Origin of the sequence: Clostridium carboxidivorans P7 (assembly GCF_001038625.1) — a bacterium.
Lineage (GTDB): Bacteria > Bacillota > Clostridia > Clostridiales > Clostridiaceae > Clostridium_AM > Clostridium_AM carboxidivorans.
In genome coordinates this window covers 1417935-1439489 of record NZ_CP011803.1, presented here as the reverse complement: position 1 = coordinate 1439489, position 21555 = coordinate 1417935, and the positions used below count along the sequence as shown (strand labels likewise).

The 21555-nt window shown below is 30.8% G+C and carries 19 protein-coding genes and 2 other annotated features; of the genes, 1 reads left to right on the top strand and 18 read right to left on the bottom strand.

Going from position 1 to position 21555, the window contains the following annotated elements:
• Positions 1 to 4: 4 nt before the first annotated feature.
• On the bottom strand, positions 5 to 895 hold the full coding sequence (locus Ccar_RS06210) for a LysR family transcriptional regulator (RefSeq protein WP_007059924.1): 891 nt from the start codon (positions 893 to 895) through the stop codon (positions 5 to 7).
• A gap of 175 nt (positions 896 to 1070) precedes the next feature.
• Here Ccar_RS06210 and Ccar_RS06205 point away from each other — a divergent pair, with 175 nt between their 5' ends.
• Positions 1071 to 1649, top strand: coding sequence for a DJ-1/PfpI family protein (locus Ccar_RS06205; RefSeq protein WP_007059925.1), 579 nt, complete (start codon positions 1071 to 1073; stop codon positions 1647 to 1649).
• A 74-nt stretch (positions 1650 to 1723) separates the two neighbouring features.
• On the opposite strand, the gene Ccar_RS06200 is transcribed toward Ccar_RS06205, so the two are convergent.
• The 17 genes from Ccar_RS06200 to Ccar_RS06125 all read right to left on the bottom strand — a co-directional run bounded on the left by Ccar_RS06200 (position 1724) and on the right by Ccar_RS06125 (position 21551).
• Positions 1724 to 3034, bottom strand: coding sequence for a VanW family protein (locus Ccar_RS06200; protein ID WP_007059926.1), 1311 nt, complete (start codon positions 3032 to 3034; stop codon positions 1724 to 1726).
• A gap of 118 nt (positions 3035 to 3152) precedes the next feature.
• Positions 3153 to 4985: a M56 family metallopeptidase gene (locus Ccar_RS06195; RefSeq protein WP_007059927.1), complete on the bottom strand. Its 1833-nt coding sequence runs from the start codon at positions 4983 to 4985 to the stop codon at positions 3153 to 3155.
• A 16-nt stretch (positions 4986 to 5001) separates the two neighbouring features.
• Complete coding sequence (locus tag Ccar_RS06190) at positions 5002 to 5376, bottom strand: BlaI/MecI/CopY family transcriptional regulator (RefSeq protein WP_007059928.1); 375 nt, start codon at positions 5374 to 5376, stop codon at positions 5002 to 5004.
• 232 nt (positions 5377 to 5608) lie between these two features.
• Positions 5609 to 7651, bottom strand: coding sequence for a glycosyltransferase family 39 protein (locus Ccar_RS06185; RefSeq protein ID WP_007065147.1), 2043 nt, complete (start codon positions 7649 to 7651; stop codon positions 5609 to 5611).
• A gap of 222 nt (positions 7652 to 7873) precedes the next feature.
• Positions 7874 to 8392 (bottom strand): acetolactate synthase small subunit, encoded by a 519-nt coding sequence (gene ilvN, locus Ccar_RS06180; protein WP_034826961.1) that lies wholly within the window; start codon positions 8390 to 8392, stop codon positions 7874 to 7876.
• Between the two features lie 14 nt (positions 8393 to 8406).
• A complete protein-coding gene (ilvB, locus tag Ccar_RS06175) occupies positions 8407 to 10014 on the bottom strand; it encodes a biosynthetic-type acetolactate synthase large subunit (protein WP_007059931.1) in 1608 nt (535 codons plus the stop codon).
• Between the two features lie 107 nt (positions 10015 to 10121).
• Positions 10122 to 11189, bottom strand: coding sequence for a 3-isopropylmalate dehydrogenase (gene leuB, locus Ccar_RS06170; protein WP_007059932.1), 1068 nt, complete (start codon positions 11187 to 11189; stop codon positions 10122 to 10124).
• Positions 11189 to 11680 (bottom strand): 3-isopropylmalate dehydratase small subunit, encoded by a 492-nt coding sequence (leuD, locus tag Ccar_RS06165; protein ID WP_007059933.1) that lies wholly within the window; start codon positions 11678 to 11680, stop codon positions 11189 to 11191. The genes leuB and leuD overlap by 1 nt, the downstream gene beginning before the upstream one ends.
• A complete protein-coding gene (leuC, locus tag Ccar_RS06160) occupies positions 11680 to 12945 on the bottom strand; it encodes a 3-isopropylmalate dehydratase large subunit (RefSeq protein WP_007059934.1) in 1266 nt (421 codons plus the stop codon). Before leuC ends, leuD begins: the two co-directional genes overlap by 1 nt.
• Before the next feature lie 180 nt (positions 12946 to 13125).
• Positions 13126 to 14670: a 2-isopropylmalate synthase gene (locus Ccar_RS06155; RefSeq protein WP_007059935.1), complete on the bottom strand. Its 1545-nt coding sequence runs from the start codon at positions 14668 to 14670 to the stop codon at positions 13126 to 13128.
• A gap of 29 nt (positions 14671 to 14699) precedes the next feature.
• Complete coding sequence (ilvC, locus tag Ccar_RS06150; protein ID WP_007059936.1) at positions 14700 to 15692, bottom strand: ketol-acid reductoisomerase; 993 nt, start codon at positions 15690 to 15692, stop codon at positions 14700 to 14702.
• A 73-nt stretch (positions 15693 to 15765) separates the two neighbouring features.
• Positions 15766 to 15918 (bottom strand): hypothetical protein, encoded by a 153-nt coding sequence (locus Ccar_RS26990; RefSeq protein ID WP_007059937.1) that lies wholly within the window; start codon positions 15916 to 15918, stop codon positions 15766 to 15768.
• Positions 15919 to 15955: 37 nt separating this feature from the next.
• A complete protein-coding gene (locus Ccar_RS06145) occupies positions 15956 to 16162 on the bottom strand; it encodes a hypothetical protein (RefSeq protein WP_007059938.1) in 207 nt (68 codons plus the stop codon).
• Between the two features lie 122 nt (positions 16163 to 16284).
• Positions 16285 to 16483: a binding site (T-box leader), on the bottom strand.
• A 48-nt stretch (positions 16484 to 16531) separates the two neighbouring features.
• Positions 16532 to 16731 (bottom strand) — a binding site (T-box leader).
• Positions 16732 to 16924: 193 nt separating this feature from the next.
• Positions 16925 to 18556 carry an aspartate 4-decarboxylase gene (gene aspD / locus Ccar_RS06140; RefSeq protein ID WP_007059939.1) on the bottom strand — a complete coding sequence of 544 codons (1632 nt, stop codon included), beginning with the start codon at positions 18554 to 18556 and terminating at the stop codon, positions 16925 to 16927.
• A 75-nt stretch (positions 18557 to 18631) separates the two neighbouring features.
• Entirely contained in the window at positions 18632 to 19075 is a 444-nt protein-coding gene (locus tag Ccar_RS06135; RefSeq protein WP_007059940.1) for an Lrp/AsnC family transcriptional regulator, read from the bottom strand.
• 27 nt (positions 19076 to 19102) lie between these two features.
• On the bottom strand, positions 19103 to 20083 hold the full coding sequence (locus Ccar_RS06130; RefSeq protein ID WP_007059941.1) for an asparaginase: 981 nt from the start codon (positions 20081 to 20083) through the stop codon (positions 19103 to 19105).
• 685 nt (positions 20084 to 20768) lie between these two features.
• Positions 20769 to 21551, bottom strand: coding sequence for an MIP/aquaporin family protein (locus Ccar_RS06125; protein WP_007059942.1), 783 nt, complete (start codon positions 21549 to 21551; stop codon positions 20769 to 20771).
• Positions 21552 to 21555: the final 4 nt, after the last annotated feature.

Genomic DNA, 21555 nt, shown 5'->3' with positions numbered 1-21555 from the left:
AAAATCACCAATTACAACAATATTTTAAGGTAATTTCTATTAGTTTACTCATTAATTGAGATATTTTTTTATCTTTATGATAAATAAGTTGAGTATGGAAATCATTATAGGACTTCGGAAGTTCCACTCCTTTAAGGTTTCCTTGCTCAATTTCACTTTCAACAGCATAAAATGGCAATAATGATATTCCAAGACCATTCATAACACATTTCTTTGTAGCTTCTATGCTTGAAAATTCTAATGGGTTTGCATATTTAATTTTATTTTGCCTTAAATAATTCTCAAAAAATATCCTAAAGCTGCACCCCTTTTCACTGAATATAATAGGCTCTTTTGCCCTACTATTTTTAGCATTGGAATATAAGAAACTTAAATCTACTTCTGGTGCTGAAATAAACATCATCTTCTCATCTTTTAAATTTCTAATCACTAAATCCTCATCTTTAATTTGCTGTTCAATAGTAAAAATAACATCTAGTTCACCATTGTGCAACCTTTTTCTTAAATCACTACAAATTGAATTTTTTAAAATAATATTTACTTTAGGAAAAGTTCTTCTATATTCCTTTAAAATTTCTCCTAATCTATATATGGATAAGGATTCCCCTGCTCCTATAACTAAATCCCCAGATATACAATTGTTATTTTCTGATATATTTTCAATGTCTTTATAAATTTCTAACATTTGTCTTACCTTAGGTAATAATCTTTTACCTGCATCAGTTAAAACAATTTTCTTTCCAAGACGATCAAATACTACTATACCTAATTCATTTTCCAATATTTGAATATGAGCTGTTATAGTAGATTGAGCATATCCCAAATGTTCAGCAGCCTTTGTAAATCCACCTAATTCAGCAATAGTTAAAAAAGTTTGTAATTGTCTTATTTCCATCTATCCTCATCCCTTACCATATATACTATAACTTTATAATACTATAGTATCATATATTTCGATTATTTACTTCAATTATTTCAATTTTACTGATGATATATATAGTGTTATACTCTACCCATGTTAGATCATGATCTTCACATAATATAGTAAATTATTAAGGAGATGTTTTATAATGAAAAAAATATTGTTACTTTTAGCCAATGGATTTGAAGCAGTAGAAGCTAGCGTTTTTACAGATGTTCTTGGATGGAATAAATTTGAAGGTGATGGCACTACAACTTTGGTAACTGCAGGAATGAGAGAAAGATTAAAATGTACTTGGAACTTCACAATAATTCCTGAAATGCTATTAAGTGAAGTAAATGTAGAGGAGTTTGATGCTGTTGCTATTCCAGGTGGGTTTGAAGAAGCTGGCTTTTATGAAGATGCTTTTAGTGAAGATTTTTTAAATTTAATAAGAGAATTTGACAAAGCAGATAAAATAATAGCTTCTATTTGTGTTGCTGCACTACCTATTGGAAAAAGTGGAGTTTTAAATGGTAGGAATGCCACAACCTATAATTTAGGTAAAAGGCAAAAGCAATTATCTGAATTTGGGGTAAATGTTATTCCTGATAAGCCAATTGTCATAGATAAAAACATAATAACTTCCTATAACCCTTCCACTGCTTTTAATGTAGCTTTTAAGCTTTTAGAATTACTTACCTCCAAGGAAAATTGTAATAATGTAAAAAGATTAATGGGATTTTAATAAATCAAGGGACTTTTGAAAGATAAATTTTAACAAAAAAATCTTTCAAAGTCCCTATTTCATTATGCAAAATCTTATTTTACATAATCATCGCTATTTATTTCTTGTCTGGAAACCTCTTTTCCATCTACATAAGTAACTTTATATGCTTTTGCCGTACATATAGTTTTATTACCTTTATTTGCTGTTTTAACACTGTTTACAAGATCATAGGTCTTATCATTTAATTTTGAATTAGAGTAAATATTGAAGGTTATATCTTTATCCTTTACTATACATTCTATATATATGGGATAATCCAATGTATTTTTAAACTTATAATCTATATTCCCATAATCCACAGTTGCATCCATTCCAAGCCCTACATAACTAACAGGTATATTATGATGATCCCTTTCTGTTGGTGTTATACCTGCTCTTACTACAGCATTATGAAGAGTACTTGATACTTGGCATACTCCTCCACCTAGACCCGATTCTAATTTGTCACCTACAATGACAGTTGCAGCTTGATAGCCTCTTTTTTCTGTTCTTTCTCCTACTATGCTATTAAAACTAAACTTTTCCTTTGGCATTATAGTAGTTCCATCTAAAGCCTTTGCAGCTACATTAATATTATTAACTCTACTATCTGAAGAAGAAGCAAAATTAGTAGTAAAGCTAGATATTTTTGTATCGATTTTTTGCAAATCTGATTTTTTTGCAGATGGTTGTACTTTTTTCAATGAAGCATTAACTACTACATCCTTAATGGCCTTGTTGCTGATTCCTGCATCAATATCCTTAATAAGCTTGTCTTTATCTACCTCTTGCCCATCTTTTTCTGCAGTAATCTTAAATTCATCATCTTTATCCTTAGTTATCTTAGCATCTACTGGTTTTTTATCAAATTGTTGTTGAATTTTAGATACAGTATCTTCAATTTCTTTTTTATCATAATTATACTTTAAGCTAAACTGCTTTTCCTTAGCACTTCTTATGATTTTATATTTGTCATTAATAGTACCTTTGTCTTTTCCATATTTAAAGGCATCTTTTACGGTATCCTCTATATTATAATTTATGTTTAGCTTTGAATAGTTTATTGTATATACTTTATCTTCAATTTTAATTACTATATTTTTCTTAAATATTTCATTTACATAGTTACGCTTTAATGCAGCTACAGCTTCTTCATTAGTCTTTCCACTTAACTTTATACCTTCTACTTTAACCCCTGGATATATAAGTTTATCATACTTATTAACCCAAAAATGTATCCATGATATACGTATAATATAAATTAATACAGCAAGTATACACAAAGATCTTGCCATTTTTTTCTTATTTATCTTCAATTTTGGCTTTTTAGCACTTTTACCGTTATTGTCCATACTTTCTACCATTTATTGCCACAATTCCTCCTACAAATTAAAAATCAATTCAGATGGAATTTTACTGAAAATTATAGGTAAAATTCCATCAAATTATATTAATTTCATTAATATACATTATATTATACTACTATTGGACAACTTTTTCTTTAAGTTTATTGAATTCTTTCGTTGAAGGATATCCTTTATTTAAACTTAATCCCTTTTCTATTGATTGTAGTGCAGCTTTTTTATCCTTGGCCTTTATTTGCGCATCTGCTAAATAGTACCAATAAAATCCTGCTTCAGGCATTGTTTTTACCTTTTGTTCATAGTAAGGTACAACTGATTGTTTGAAATAATTATCATAAAGATCTTGTGCTGGAACAAAGGTTTTTCCATCCCATTTCAAAACATCTACTATATAAGCCTCTCCAGTATCATGCATCCATGTAGCTATAGCTTTTGAATTTTTCCCTGGAATACTTAGTATATCTAACTTAGAATATTGCACATCTTCATTTGAAATTTTATTTAACAAATTATCTTTCAATTTGTATACAGAAAGTTGTGCTAAAGTTCCTCCAACTCTCTTACTTATAAGTACTTCATCTTTGCCATCTCCATCTATATCTGCAGTTAGAACTGATTCTATTTTATATCCTTCTGCAGGTTCATCTAAAATTTTAGCCCAACTTTTTCCTGTCTTCTTCAAAACTATTACATTTATTTTTTCATCTTCTCCAGCTAATTTGTAAGCACTTACAATTTCACCCTTACCATCATTATCCAAATCCTTTACAAAAACATTGTCAGCTTCTTTTGTAGTTTCTGTAGTTACTATATTTGAATTTTTAGGCAAAAATTCTTTAACTATATTGACATAATTCTCTTTACTTTCTTTGGTTTGCAATAAATTTCCTTCATTTTTCAAGGTGGTAGCCTTAGTAGGTGAATTAGTTAAACCTATCATACCCAAAGCTACCAAAATGCAAATTGGTATTGCTGTCCATTTATATGATGTTCTTTTAAAATTTTTTATCATAATTATCCTCCTCTTTATATTTGATTCACCATTTATTATTCCTGTAGTTCCAGGAATCCATTTATTACGAGAAACAAAGCTTGCTAAACTTATAATTGTTTTTCCATATTGTTTTTGTTCTTCATTTTCTAAATGAGACAGTACATAAGCATCACAAGCTAACTCACAATCTTCCCACATTTTATGAAAAGAAAACCATATTATAGGATTAAACCAATTAACTACACCACAAAATATCATTATCCAACTTGTAAATACATCTTTTCTTCTAAAATGTGAAAGTTCATGCAGAAAAATAAATTTTTTTTCTTCAAAAGAAAGTTTATTTATTAAATCTGGGTTAATTAAAACTTTAGGTTTAATTAATCCAAAAAGTGCTGGTGTACCTGCATATCTATCATAAACAATTGGTATAAATTTAGAAATTTTCATAATGGATTTGCATTTTTCAAATACTTTCACTGTATTTGGGTCTTTACAAATAGGTTGTTTATTTACTTTTACAAAAAGTAATCCATTTATTAAGAATATGACAACTGAAGCTAAAACAACTCCTATAATCCATACTATACTTGCTATATTAAAGTAGTATTTGAAATCCTTATCCTTTGTTTCTTTTAAATCACTTTTTGCTTCCGTCTTAACTTTTGAAACTTTATTGCTGTCTTGGGTATTATATTGCTGATTATTACTATTTTTTAATAAACTTTGAGATATTTCAACCCTTTCAGTTACTGCAGCCATATTAAATTTGCTTATTGGAGTTTCAAAGCTACTAGGTACAATCAATCTTATAATAAGTAAAAACCAGATGTAATACTGCCATGTAACGTTAAGTTTTGTTTTAAATAATTTTTTTACAATTAAAATTATAATTGCAATTATGCTAGCTGTAGCTGATGATAAAATCACCATTTTAAATACAGAAGAAAGCTCCATATAAAATCACCTCCTTCTATTTCTTTTTCTCATCTAATATTTTTTTCAATTCTTCTATTTCTTCTCCTGACAATTTTTCATCCTTTAAGAAATTAGAAATCAATAAGTGTATTGAACCATCATAAACTTTTTTAATAAAAGACTTTGTTTCCACTTTCTTACATTCATCTTCAGATATCTTAGGAGAATATAAATAGAAAGGTTCTGTTTTTTTTACTTCAATGGCGTCTTTATTTACCAATCTGCTAATAAGAGTATGAATAGTCTTAGGACTCCATGAAATATACTCTTTTAAAGCTTCAATTATTTCACTAGAAGTAATTGGAGACTTCTTCCATAAAACCTTCATCACCTCCCATTCCGAATCTGATATTTTAGGCATTTCCTTCAATGTTTTTCCCTCCTTTACGTACTACAAATGTAGTCTTCACTTTATAATTCCATACTACACTTGTAGTCTCTATTTGTCAATATATTCTATTAAATTATTTTTGTTTCTTTTTATTAAATGAATTCCAAATTTTAAAATACAGTTTTTAAAACAATTTATTGAACATTAAAGGGATTGAAAATAAATTGGTTTTCATGCCAATTTATCTTCAATCCCTTCTACAACAATGATTTTAATTTTTATTCAAATCATATAATTCAATTGAATTTCTTTGTCCATTCATATTAGATTTACCATTACTTTTTTGATTTTTTGAAGAAACATTATTTTGCCATTGAGTATTTGGAACAAGTTTTCCATTTTCCTTAACCCAACTCATTATATCACTATTGGAACCATTCCTTGATGCACCAATTCCACCGATAGTTCCATTTACAATAACATATCTTATTTCTCCACTTTTAACTAATTTTTTAAATTGATCCAAAGTAATTATTTTATCTGAGCCACTAAATCCACCTATTGTCATTACAGGTTCTCCAGTTTTCAGTATTATATCCGAAGCATAATTCATAGCACTAGGTACTGCCACTAAATACTTTTCATTGTTTTTATTATTTTCCAAGAATTCTATTAGCTTTGAATTAGTACTTGAACTAAAGTTTCCAACTTGCTTATTATGTGAAAGTTCTAATCCTGCTGAAGGACTGCTTACATTCATCTTATAAAACATTGGCGTAAATGACCAAACTGTTGGTGCTACTAAAATACCTATAAAGGCTATAGCAACTACTGCTTTATTTAATATCAAATTCTTATTTTTGATTATTTGGAGTACTGCTAAAATTAATGAGCTCAAAATACACAAAACTCCTATGGCTATGATTATTATCTTATAACTTGTTATTTTATAGTTATAACTTAATAATCTTATTTGAACAATACCATTTATCATAAATGCAATTGGTAAAAGCCATGCTGCTTTGCTGCCTTCTTTATATAATTTCCACATGGACCAAAGTCCAATTCCAGTTAAAGCAGCAATTGATGGTGCCATGGTAGTTAAATAATATGTGTGGAAAGATCCTTTTGTGAAGCTAAAATATATAAATTCAGGAATTAACCATGTTATCCACAATATCAATGATAATTTTCTTTTGTTATCAAAAGGTGCTTTTAAATTTTCTTTTATTGCTGCTGCTAAAAAACCAAACAATGCAAAAGGTAATAACCATGATATTTGATCAGACATATTATTATAAGAAAACAATCTCACAATACCAGCTTTTGAACCATTTCCCATACCACCAAAATTCATATTATTTGTTGGAATTTTTCTATTTTTCAAGTTAGAGTTATCATTAAATTTATTATTACTTTCCATTCTTGAAAAATTTTCTGGTAACTTTTTCGATTCGTTAGATGCTTTCTCCGATGTATTTTTATTTTTTGAACTAAACAAATTTCCTATTTTCAAACTTTTTCCTAATCCAATTCTCTCTAAACCATTATGTCCAATTATGAGCTCCGTAACTGAATTATTAGTACTGCTGCCTACAAAAGGTCTATTTGCTTCAGGTGTTAAGTCCACTGCCAAAGCCCAGGAAAATGATACTGCCAAAAGTACTATACTTCCTAAGACAAGATGCTGTATTCTCTTTTTTAAAGATAATTTAGAAGAAAGAAGATATGTTATATATATAGCTGGCGCTGCCATATAAGCTTCCACCATTTTGATGTTAAAGCCTATACCTACAAATACTAAACTCAATATAAGGCAGCTAAATTTACCCTCTTCAGCTGCTTTTGAAACAGCTAAACAAGCAGCTAATAAAGCTAAAACTAATAAATTATCTATAGTATTATTTCTACTTGCAGCTACAAATATAGGTGTTATTGCAAGGCATAGTGCTGCAATCAATGATGGTATACTCCCAAAAGTTCTTTTAACTAAATAATACATAAGCCAAACTGAAATTACTCCAGCAAGTGCCTGAGGTAAAATTATGCTCCATCCACTAAAACCAAATATTTTTGCCGATATGGTTTGTATCCAAAAACCTAAAGGTGGTTTGTCTATAGTTACAAAACCAGATGGGTCAAAAGACACAAAAAAGAAATTCTTTAAGTTCATCAGCATGCTCTTTACACCAGCAGCATAATAGGTATTAGCATAACCCTCTATACCTATATTGGCAAAATTCAATACTGCTGAAAAAATTAATATAACTGATATAGCTAAGTTTTCCTTAGTAGTTTTTATTTTTTTATTCAAAACCCATTACCTCCTCAATTAAACTATTGCAATATATACTTTACTTAAGTCTATAAAAAATAAACTAATTAATTTTTATATCTAACTTAACTAATTATCTTTTCTACTTCTTATAGATATGTACACATTTTTACATTTTTTTGTGTCAGTTTAATATCAGATTGGTTACAATTTTGTTAACTCTTTTCTTCAAAATTAAAAGGATTGAATGTAAATTTGCTCTTATGCAAATTTACACTCAATCCCTTCTATATCTATGGATTTACATCCTCTTTCAAGAGCAGTTACACCTGTTCTCACAATTTCCTTAATGCCATAAGGCTTCATAAGATTAATAAAAGCTGATATTTTTCCTTCATCCCCAGTTATTTCAATAGTCATGCTTTTATTATTCAAGTCTACAATATTAGCTCTAAATATATTAACTGTTTCCGTAATAGACGATTTAGTATTCATATCCACAGTTACTTTTACTAAAGCAAGTTCTCTATAAACAGATTTATTTGTATCCAATTCTACTACTTTTATAACCTCCACAAGTTTATTTAATTGCTTGTTAATCTGCTCTAACATATATTCATCACCTATAATAACTATGGTCATACGTGATATTTCAGGATCTTCTGTAACTCCTACTGTTAAACTGTGAATATTATAGCCTCTTCTGCTGAATAATCCTGAAATTTTGCTTAAAACTCCGGAATGATTTTCTACCAGTACTGATAATACATACTTATTTATAATAATCGCCCCCTTTAAAAAGTGCTTTCCAATGGATCAACTTCACATTCTATAACAAAGGTCCTATTAGATTCCATAGCCTCTTTAAGAGCTTTTTCAAAAGCTTCATTAGAATTAACTTTTCTTCCTGCAAAACCATAAGCTTCAGCTATTTTAATAAAATCTGGATTACAGCTTAAGGCAACTCCATAGTTTCCTTCATAAATTCTGTTTTGTATTTCCCTAACCATTCCAAGTCCTGAATTGTTAAACAATATTATTATTAAATTCACATTGTTTTGAGCTGCAGTCCCAAGCTCAAATAAACTCATTTGAAATGATCCATCTCCCATAACAGCAACTACTCTTCTATTAGGCTCCGCTATTTTTGCACCTACTGCTGCTGGAAGAGAATATCCCATAGTTCCAAGTCCTCCAGAAGTTAAAAATCTTCTTTCACCTTTTACAGTAAAATTTCTAGCACACCAAATTTGATTTTGACCTACATCTGCTGCAACAATTGCATCATCTTCTATAATTTCCGATAAAATCTTTAAACAGCATTTAGGATTAACCTTGTTTTCAAAGTTACACATATTTTTTTCTTTTTGCCAGCTTCTTATTTCATCAATCCACTTCTCTGTTTTTAACGGTTCTATCCCCTTAATTAATTCTTCTAATATGTTTTTGCAATCCCCAACTACAGGAATATTAGTTCCTAAATTTTTTCCTATTTCTGCTGGATCAATATCAATATGAATAATTTCTGCATCTTTTCCAAAATATTTAGATCCTGCTGTAGCTCTATCTGCAATTCTAGTACCAATAAGTATTAAAACATCAGCCTCAGATACTGCTTTATTTGCGTAACTAAATCCATGAGATCCAATAAGCCCTATATAATAAGGATTATCTCCCTGCACACAATCTTTGCCCATTAGAGTATGTACAATTGGAATCTTAGATTTTTTAGCAAATTCCATTAATTCTTTTTCTGCTTTAGCACATCCAATACCGCCCCCAGTACAGATGAGAGGTTTTTTACTACTTTTAATCTTATCTAAAGCTCTTTTTATTTGCCCCTTATGCCCAATAACTGTAGGTTTATATCCTCTAATGTTTACTTCTTCTGGATATTCAAAATCTATATCCTGTTCTTGAATATCTGATGGTATATCAATTAATACAGGTCCTGGTCTTCCCGTTCCTGCTATATAAAAAGCTTCCTTTATAATACGTGGAATATCCTCAGCACTTTTCACTAAATAATTATGCTTTGTGAAAGATTCCACTGCCCCAGTAATGTCCGCTTCCTGAAAAACATCTTTTCCAATTAAATTGGATTTAACTTGCCCCGTAATAATAACCATTGGTATAGAATCCATATAAGCTGTAGCAACTGAAGTTATAACATTAGTTGCACCGGGACCAGAAGTTACAATACAAACTCCTGTAGTTCCTGTAGCTCTTGCAAATCCACTGGCACTATGTCCTGCTGCCTGTTCATGTCTAACTAATATATGTTCAATTTCTGATTCTCTTAAAGCTTCATACAAAGCTACTACTGTAGCACCTGGATACCCAAATACAGTTTTTATATTCTCCTTTATTAAACATTGAATAATGGCTTCTGCAGCTTTCATTAGTTTACCCCCTTATCTATACATTTATTAGCACTTAAGGTATAAGGGAAATTCCCCAAGTTATATATGAAAAGCCCCCTTTTCATTTATCCCATTTTATACCCGCTCTATTGAATTTCTTGTGTTATAAGTTCTCCCATCTTTTCTGTTCCTACTGATACTTTTCCTTGTTCCATAATATCTGATGTACGATAACCTTTATCTAAAACCTTTGAAACTGCATTTTCTATATCTCTTGCTGCTTCTTCCATATTAAAGCTGTATCTAAACATCATTGCAATACTCATGATAGTTCCAATAGGATTAGCTTTATCACATCCTGCAATGTCTGGAGCTGAGCCATGAATAGGTTCATACATACCAACCTTTCCTTCTCCCAAACTTGCAGAAGGAAGCATTCCTAAAGATCCTGTAAGCATAGATGCTTCATCACTTAAAATGTCCCCAAACATATTTTCAGTGACTATAGTATCAAACTGCTTAGGATCACGAATAAGCTGCATAGCTGCGTTATCCACATACATATAATTTAACTCTACATCTTTATAATCCTCTGATATTTTATTTGTAACTTCTCTCCAAAGCCTTGAACTTTCAAGTACATTAGCTTTATCTATTAATGTAAGCTTTTTGTTTCTTTTTCTTGCAACCTGAAAGGCCATTTTTACAATTCTCTCTATTTCAGGAGTAGAATAAACAATAGTGTCCCAAGCTTTTTGTCCTTCTTTTATATCTACTCTCTTTTTTTCTCCAAAATAAGCACCACCAATTAGTTCCCTAACAATCATAATATTTAAACCATTGCCCAATACTTCTTCTTTCAAATTTGAAGCAGATTTAAGCTGAGGAAATAAAATAGCTGGTCTTAAATTAGCAAACACTCCTAAAGTCTTTCTTATACCTAAAAGACCTGCTTCAGGTCTTAAATTTCCTGGAAGTTTATCCCACTTAGGTCCACCCACAGCACCTAATAGCACTGCATCACTATTTTTACAAACTTCTATAGTTTCATCTGGCAGTGGAGATCCTGTTTCATCTATAGCAGCTCCACCTATTAATGCTTCTTTAATTTCGAAATCACATTTATATTTATTTGAAATTGCCTTTATTACCTTTATTCCTTGTTTAATTATCTCTTTACCTATTCCGTCTCCTGGCATTACTGCTATTTTCATTATTCATTCACCTCTTGCTTAATATAATTTATAAGTCCATCTGCATCTACAATCTTCTGCATAAATTCTGGAAAAGGCACTGCAGTATAAGTCTTATTCTTAGTAATATTAGTTATTATTCCTGTAGAAACATCTATAGATACTTCATCATTTTCTTCAATATCTTTTGCTGCTTCAGTACATTCCATTATAGGAAGTCCTATATTTATTGAATTTCTAAAAAATATTCTTGCGAAAGTTTCTGCTATAATACATCCTATGCCTGATGCTTTAATAGCAATAGGTGCATGTTCTCTTGAAGAACCACATCCAAAATTCTTTCCTGCTATCATAATGTCTCCAGCTGATATTTTATTTTTAAAATCCTTATCTAAATCTTCCATACAATGAGCTGCTAGTTCTTTTGGATCACTTGTACTTAAATATCTTGCTGGTATAATAACATCTGTATCCACATTATTTCCATATTTAATTGCTTTACCCTTAATCATTATTTTGCTACCTCCTCTGGAGATGAAATTTTTCCTGTAATTGCTGATGCTGCCGCTACTGCTGGACTTGCTAAATATACTTCACTTTCTGGATGTCCCATTCTTCCTACAAAATTTCTATTAGTAGTTGCAATAGCTCTTTCTCCTTTGGCTAAAATTCCCATATGTCCTCCAAGACAAGGTCCACAAGTAGGTGTACTAACCACTGCTCCAGCTTCTATAAAAATTTCTAAAAGTCCTTCTCTTAAAGCTTCAAGATAAATCTTCTGAGTTGCAGGGAATATAATTGCTCTTACTCTTTTATTAACTTTGTTTCCTTTAAAGACCTTAGCTGCTGCTCTTAAATCTTCTATTCTTCCATTAGTACAAGAACCTATAACTGCTTGATCTATAAAAACTTCTCCAACTTCATCAATAGTTCTTGTATTTTCAGGTAAATGCGGGAATGCAACTGTAGGTCTGATGGATGACAAATCTATTTCTATAACTTTGCTGTACTCTGCATCTTCATCTGCAGTATAAACAGTATATTCTCTATTTGAATGTTCTTTTACATATTCTATAGTTTTATCATCTACTTCAAAAATTCCATTTTTAGCACCTGCTTCAATAGCCATATTAGCCATAGTGAAACGATCGTCCATAGATAAATTTTTTAAACCTTCACCTGTATACTCCATAGATTTATAAAGGGCACCATCTACTCCTATCATTCCTATAATATGAAGAATAACATCTTTTCCACTCACCCAAGGTGCCATCTTTCCCTTTAATACAAACTTTATAGCTTCTGGAACCTTGAACCAAGCTTCTCCTGTAGCCATACCTGCTCCCATATCAGTACTTCCAATACCTGTAGAAAATGCGCCTAAAGCACCATAAGTACAAGTATGAGAATCTGCACCAATTATTACATCTCCACAAACAGCTAAACCTTTTTCAGGAATAAGTGCATGTTCTATTCCCATTTGTCCAACTTCAAAATAATTTTCAATTTCCATTTTACACGCAAATTCCCTTGTACACTTACACTGCTCAGCAGATTTTATATCCTTATTAGGTGTAAAATGATCTGGAACAATAGCTATTTTTTTCTTGTCAAACACCTTTTTTACTCCTATTTTGTCAAATTCCTTAATAGCCACAGGAGTGGTTATATCATTACCTAATACCAAATCCAATTTTACCTTTATCAATTGTCCAGGTTTTACACTTTCAACTCCTGCATGAGCAGCTAAAATTTTCTGTGTCATAGTCATCGCCATATTATTTGCCCCCTATCTATGTGTTTAAGTTAACATTTGTATTTTAAATAATATTATAAAACTTATTTTATTGTATTTTTTAACCTATTTATAGGTGTAAAAATCCAATTTTATTAACAACTTATAGTTAATGAAAGTTATCATAAATGATTTATAGTTTTCATATAAACATGTTCATTTTTATTGCACTGGATTAAGTTCATTGGTGTCATAATTCATTTCATAGTGCATTTTATTAATAGCATTTATAAAAGCTTTTGCACTGGATTCAATAACATCTGTACTAATTCCCTTACCAGAATAGATTCTATTATCTTTTTCAATCTTCAAAGTCACTTCTCCTAATGCATCCTTTCCACTACCAATAGCCTTTAAGAAATAATTCTTTAATATCACATCAATTCCAATAGCTTTTTCAATAGCTTTAAAAGTTGCATCCACTGGTCCATCACCTAAGGAAGCTTCTTCAAGCTTTTTATCCTCAAATCCAAGCTTCACTGTGGATGTAGCTAAAGTACTGTTTCCACTGGAAATTTGAAAATACTCAAGCTTAAATAGTTCTGGAATTTGAAAAGCTTCTTGTATAACTAAAGCTTCAATATCCTCATCTGAAACAGATTTTTTCTTATCTGCTAAATCCTTAAACTTTATAAACGCTTCATTTATCTTATCCATACTTAAATTAGCATATCCCAATTCTTTTAATCTTTCTTCAAAAGCATGTCTTCCTGAATGTTTACCAAGCACTATAGAGTTTTTCTTTAAGCCTACGGATTCTGGAGTCATTATTTCATAAGTTTCCCTGCAATTTAATACTCCATGTTGATGTATACCTGATTCATGAGCAAAAGCATTAGCTCCTACAATAGCCTTGTTATGTTGAATTTCTACACCTGTCATATGACTTACTAAATTGCTAGTTTTGCTTATTTGCTCTGTAACTATATCTGTATAACAATTAAAATTATCTGATCGTGTTTTGATAGCCATCACAATTTCTTCTAGTGCTGCATTACCAGCTCTTTCTCCTAATCCATTTATTGCACATTCTACTTGTGTTGCTCCATTTTCAATAGCTGCCAAAGAATTTGCCACAGCTAAACCTAAATCATTATGACAGTGAACACTTATAATTGCTTTTTCAATATTAGGAACATTTTGTTTAATTCCCTTAATAAATGCACCATATTCATTTGGTGTTGAATATCCTACAGTATCAGGTATATTAAGTATATCAGCTCCAGCATCTATTACAGCTTCTAATACCTTGTATAAAAATTCAGGTCTTGTTCTTGTTCCATCCTCTGGTGAAAATTCCACACTTGGACACAATGATTTGGCATACTTAACCATTTCTACAGCTGTATTTAATACTTCATCTGGTTCCATTTTTAATTTATGCTCCATATGAAGATCTGAAGTAGCTATAAATGTGTGTATTCTAGGTTTTTCAGCATATTTAAGAGCTTCCCAAGCACGATCTATATCTTTCTTTGATGTTCTAGCTAGGCCTACAATAACAGGTCCCTTTACATTCTTAGCAATTGCTTTAACTGCTTCAAAATCTCCTTTTGAAGCAAGGGGGAACCCTGCTTCAATGACATCTACACCTAATTTTTCAAGCTGCTTTGCTATTTCTAACTTCTCTTGAAGATTTAAACTAACTCCTGGTGTTTGTTCCCCATCCCTCAAAGTTGTATCAAATATATATATTTTCTTATCCATAAAAAGACCTCCCTATAGTGCTAAATTTACTACTTTTTATTCCAAGTCATCATTTTTCTAAGTTCTTCACCAACAGTTTCTATTTGCTGCTGCTTTTCTTGTCTTCTAACAGCATTGAAATTTGGACGATTTATTTGATTTTCAAGAAGCCAGTTTCTAGCAAAAACTCCATCTTGAATATCCTTCAAAATTCCCTTCATTCCCTTTTTACTTTCTTCTGTAATGACTCTCTTTCCACTTACATAATCTCCATATTCAGCTGTATCGCTTATTGAATATCTCATATAGCCTAATCCACCTTGATTTATAAGATCTACAATCAATTTAAGTTCGTGACAACATTCAAAATATGCACTTTCAGGTTGATAGCCAGCTTCTACTAAAGTTTGGAATCCAGCCTTTATAAGTTCGCAAACTCCACCACATAATACTGCTTGTTCTCCGAAAAGATCTGTTTCTGTTTCTTCCTGGAATGTAGTTTCCAAAACTCCTGCTCTAGAACCACCAATTCCCTTTGCATAAGCTAAAGCATATTCCTTTGCCTTTCCACTATAATCCTGGTGCATTGCAATTAAGCAAGGTACTCCTTTTCCTTCTTTATACTGACTTCTTACAGTATGTCCTGGTCCCTTAGGAGCAACCATCAATACATCCACATCAGCAGGTGGTTTTATTTGTCCATAATGGATGTTAAAACCATGAGCAAACATTAAAGTTTTTCCTTCTGTAAGATTTGGTGCTATACTTTCCTTGTAAAGTGCTGCTTGTTTTTCATCAGGTATTAATATCATTATAAAATCAGCTATTTTTGCTGCTTCTGAAGCTTCCATTACTTTAAGTCCTGCTTCTTCTGCAATGCCCCAAGATTTGCTGCCTTTATATAATCCTACACAAACATCTACTCCACTATCTTTTAAGTTAAGTGCATGAGCGTGTCCCTGACTTCCGTAACCTATAATTGCTACCTTTTTTCCTGCTAATAATTCTAAATTTGCGTCCTTATCGTAATACATTTTTGCCATTTCCGTTTCCCCCTAATTTATTCATGAGTTTTTTTATTTAATATACTTTTGTTAATACAATTTTTCTTAACTTTTAAAATGTCATAAAAGATGTTGAATAATCACAAGTATCATTGAAATCTCCATTTTTCATGTCTCTCAAATATTCATAATATGCCCCACCATTTTGAGAAACTAAAACTTCTGTATTATCTACTGAACTATTTTTATTCCATTCTTCAGACATTGATTTAACCTCCTTTTTAATATAATTCTTTTAACTTTTAAAATGTCATAAAAGATGCTGCATAATCACAAGTGTCATTGAAGTCTCCATTTTTCATTTCCCTTAAATATTCATAGTATGCACTATTATTTTGAGAAACTAAAACTTCTGAATCATTTACTGAACTATTTTTATTCCATTCTGATACCATTGAATTAACCCCCTTAAAATTTACTGATTGTGATTTGCCTTGAAATTTTGACATTATTTTCCCTCCTTTCAATTACATATTTTACATTATTTTACAAAGGATATATAATAAGTTTCCAATGATAAGTTGGAAATTTATATCTAATTAATTTTAGGTATAAAAAAAACAGCCATCCACCATGGGGCGAGAAGTCTGTTCGCGGTACCACCCAAATTTTTCACTTGATTTTATAACGGCATAACCGGCACAGCTTACTATTATTTCAGCCTGCAGCTCCAGGGTGAGTTTCAATATGCAGTATTTGTGGATTTTCACCTACTTCCACTCTCTGTAAAACACTAATCATATTTACTTGATCCCTATCTAAGCTTTTATATTATTTTATATAGTCCAAATAATTTGTATAAAAAAAACAGACCTCCGCTATGGGGCGAAGATCTGTCGCGTTACCACCCAAATTTATTACTCAATTATATAACGGCTTGCACCGGCACAGCTTACTATTATTTCAGCTTGCAACTCCAGGGTGAGTTTCAATATGTAACATTTATGAACTTCCACCAAAGCGTTCACTCTCTTTAAAATATTAACCATATTTACTTGGTCCCTATCACAGTTTTTAATGTTGTATATGAGTATACCTTAGATTTTATTTCCTGTCAATACATTTTTTAAATATTTTTGAAAATTTATTTTTCAAACTGTTTTGTTTTCTTGATTTTTTTAATTCTAACATTCATATTTTCTATTGTCAATACAAAAATATATTTTCATAATATTAACTTTTTTCATTTTATTGAATGTTTTATTTCATTTTTAACCCTTTATTTGTTTCCAATCTTCAGCATAGTTTTCTAATATTTTACGAATAACCTCTCCAATTTTTGAATAACATTCATCACTTAAATTTGCAAGAGATATTCTTATAGACCATTCAGGTCCATGAAAACCACTTCCACTTAAAAGTACAATAGAAGATTCTTCTGCAAGCTTTAACAAAACATCTATTGGTCTATAATTATTTTTTAAGTAATTAGCAAATTCTTCACTATAGTTATATTTAGCCCATTCTAATAAATCAAACTGAGTATAATATGCAGCATCAAATGGGTCCTTTGTAAGTTTCAATCCTAATCCTTTAAACAATAATTTTTGACGACGATGACAAATATCTTTAGTTAACTTTTTATATCTATTTTCCTTATCCACTAAAGCAAATAATGAGAAAAATGCCATTTGCACCTGCTGAGGAGTAGATAATCCTGCAGTATGGTTAAGAGCTACCTGCCTGCTGTCTGCCACAATTCTATCAATAAAAGGAATTGATTCAGGGTTAGTTGAAATTCCAGAATAACGTATTCTTGCTCTTTCTTTTTTATCATCATCAAGTTCTCTAAGCAGCTTATCAAATACATTATTTTCATATAGTGCAATTGTTCCAAGTCTCCAACCTGTTACTCCAAAATATTTCGAGAATGAATATACACCAATGGTATTATAAGGCAAGTCTGCCATTAATGAATGAAAATCATCTACAAAAGTACCATATACATCATCTGAAATAATCATAAGATCAGGATTATGGTTTTCTACAATTTCCTTCAAATCCTTTACTATTTCTGGCTTCATTGCTACAGAAAGGGGATTACTTGGATTAACTATAAATAAGGCTTTTATACTTGGATCACAAAGTTTTTCAAGTTCTGAATAAGAATATTGACCTGTATGTGTTCCATTTTCACCCACTTCTTCTGCTAAAAGCTCAACTACTTCAAAATTGTATCTTGGTAAATGTGGAATTTCTAAATAAGGAGTAAAAATTGGAGCCATAAGTGCTATTTTATCTCCTTTTGATAGTATATTATTTGCAATTAAACTGTCAAAAATATAGCACATTCCTGCAGTAGCTCCTTCCACTGCAAATAAATCAAACTTTCTTTGTAAAGGCTCATTATAACATAGTTCTTGAATTAAATAATCATGAACTATACTTTCCACATGTTTAAGCATTCTATCTGGTACTGGATAATTATCTCCAATAATTCCATCTACTAGTTCATATATCCAATCATCAGCATCAAAACCTTTTACTGTCACACCATAATTAATCATTCTTCTTAAAAGTTCAATTCCTGGTGCATTTTCATTTTTATTTAAAAACTCTAAAAATCTAGCTCTAATTCCTGATTTTTGAGGCATGCCACCTAAATCATTATCACTCCATACTCTGCGGCTTTCTTCTACAGCAAACTGACCAAATGTAAAGAAAGCTTCTCTAGGTGTTGCTGCAATCCAGTTAGGATTTCCTCTACCTGCGTCTAATAGTGAATGTGCACCACTTTCCTTACATTCTTCAGCTAAACTTATTAATCTATCTTTAAGTTCAAAAGGGCTAATTTTTCCATAAACTCTTTCTATTTCTTCACGTTGAAGATTATAGTTATTCATAATTTTTCCTCCTGATTAATTCATCTTTAATTTGAAAATTTTGCTATATAATTTTAATATTTTTCAGCACTGTACTTAATCCTCTTCCACATCAAGCTCAACTTTATCTTTTACCATTGAAGAAAGTATTATAAATGTCTCTGTGTTTCCAAATCTCTGTATTTTCTCAATTAGTCTTTCCAACTCTTCAATACTTCCTAATCTTGCTCTAAGAATTTTACAATAAGGCCCAGTAACATGATGACATTCTACTATTGACTCTTCAGTACTTATAAATTCCATAAACTTTTTAGTGTTTTGCACTTTCATATCTAAATTTATAAGTACATTAATATTTTTTCCCAGTTTTTCATAGTTTATAATAGCTTTGTAACCAGATATAATATTTGCATCTTCAAGCCTTTTCATTCTTTCTGCCACTGCTGGTGCACTTAAGGATACCTTTTGTGCCAGTTCCTTCATAGATATCCTTCCATCTTCAAGAAGTATTTCAATTATTTTATAATCAGTAATATCCATAAAACACACCTCCTAAAAAGATGTTTTTTAATAAAACTTCTTCTCAAATATTTCTTTTATTTTATTTAAATCTCTTGTAAAACCTAAAGCTGCTATAAGTTTGATTCTAGCCTTCTGACCAGGTAAGTTGTCTCCAAGAATTACTCCTTTTTCAGTAAGTTCTCTTCCTGCACCTTCATATCCATAATCCGCTGAAACTTTTCCTTTAAGGCATCTTGAAACTAAAACTACAGCTATATTCTTACTTAAAGCATATTCCACACCTGATACCATTTTAGGAGGAATATTTCCTCTTCCCATACCTTCAATTACTATTCCATGACTTCCAGAATCCACACAAAATCTTAAAATGCTATCATCCATACCACAACCACATTTTATAAGTGCTACATTTCCATCAACTTTATCTGCAGGAATATATTGTTTTTTATCATAGCTGTAATAAAAATTGGCCTTATTATTATCAACAATTCCAATAGGTCCAAAATCCATACTTTTAAAAGTATCTAATGAATAAGTGCTAGTTTTAGTTACCTGAGAAGCAGAATGTATTTCTTTATTCATAACTACCATTACACCCTTATTAACTGCATCTTCAGATATTACAGTATTAACTGCATCCATTAAATTGGAAGGACCATCCCATCCAAATTCAGAACTATTTTTCATTGAACCAACAAATACTACAGGCTTTAATCCATTATAAGTTAAATCTACAAGATATGCAGTTTCCTCTAATGAATCTGTACCATGAGTAATTACTACTCCATCGTAGCCTTCAATTTCAACTTTCTTGCTTATTATTTTAGATAACTCTAGCATTTTTTCTGGAGTCATATGAGGCCCTGGAACCATGCCAAAATCTAAAAAATCTATTTGTGCAATTTTTTCTATACCCGGAGTTAACTCAAGTATATCTCCACCACCCATAGATGGTACTGCTGCGTCATTTTCATCTTTTTTCATGGATATTGTTCCACCAGTAAATATTATAATTACCTTTTTCATCGAACTACTCCTTTTTATTATGTATTTGCTATGAAATAATGAATTCATCATTTAATGTAACTTTATTTTAGCACATTGATTTTGCATCGTACATATTTAAAGTAAGGTTATAAATCATATTCACCTTATTTAATTATTTATTTTTTAAGATTTTGTTTACTAAAAAAACTAAAGAATGCTTTTATAATATTATTTGCAATTAAGGAAATTTTATGTAAATAAAACTTCGTCGAAATCATAATTTTAAGCTCAACTTCCATAGTTTAAAAATAATACGATGCATCCTTTTCAGAGGACGGAGGACAATTGACAGAGGACAGTGAAGGATGATTTTTCTCCGCTATACTACGAAAAATCTTTAATTTTAAAAAAACTCATATTTTTTTGCTTTTAAGAAATGCTTTCTAATCAAGCAAAATTATCTAAAAATCATAGATTTCAGCTGCCTGCTTAAGCGATGTTTTGCTTTAGCAAAACAAGCTTAAAAATAAATTAGTTTTCTGACATAAGGAGGAAAACTCACCTTCATTGTCCTCTGTCCTCTGTCAATTGTCCTTTGAAAATGTTGTGTCGCATTATGCTTACTATATACGTATAAAAATAAAAGCCAAGTTATAAACTTAGCTTTTATTTTTTATAAATTATTTCATAATAAAATTTTAAATAGTACTATATTGCTTTGATACTATTTTGCACTTGGTAAATAAGGTGCAACTAATTTTTCATATATGCCTCCTCCAATAAGTCCACCTATAATTGGTGCAAACATTGGTACAATAAGTCCATATGAGTTAGGTCCAAGCACTGATGGTCCCCATCCTGCTAACATGCAGAATAATCTTGGTCCAAAGTCACGTGCTAAATTCATTGAGAAACCAGTTAATGGTCCAAAAGAAACTCCTATAAATGCTACAGTTAAACCTATAGCTATTGCTGGAAATCCTGCTTTAGGACATCCTTCATTTCTTCCATCTGACACTGCAAATATAACTAATACTAAAAATGCAGTAATACACATTTCTACTAAAAATGCATTAGCCATTGTTAGACCTGCCTTTGGAAAAGTAGTAAATATTCCAGCTGTAGCCCAACCTGCACTTGATGCTCTAACTATATTTTTAGTGCTTTCAAAAGCTGTAATAGTTGATCCATATAATGCATAAGCTAATGCTGCTGCTAAAAAAGCTCCTATTATTTGAGATATAATAAATGGAACAACTTTCTTTTTATCAAAACCCTTCCATACTGCAAGTGCTATTGTAACTGATGGATTTAAATGTGCACCTGAAATAACTCCAAATATAAATACTGATATGGTTATTGCTAGTCCCCAACATATGGATAAGTCCCAAAAGGTTATGTTTGTCCCTGCTGCAACTAATGAAGCAACAGTTCCTATTCCTATAAACATAAAGACAAAGGTTCCTAAAACTTCCGCTAAACATTCACCAAATAAATTATTTCTCATAATA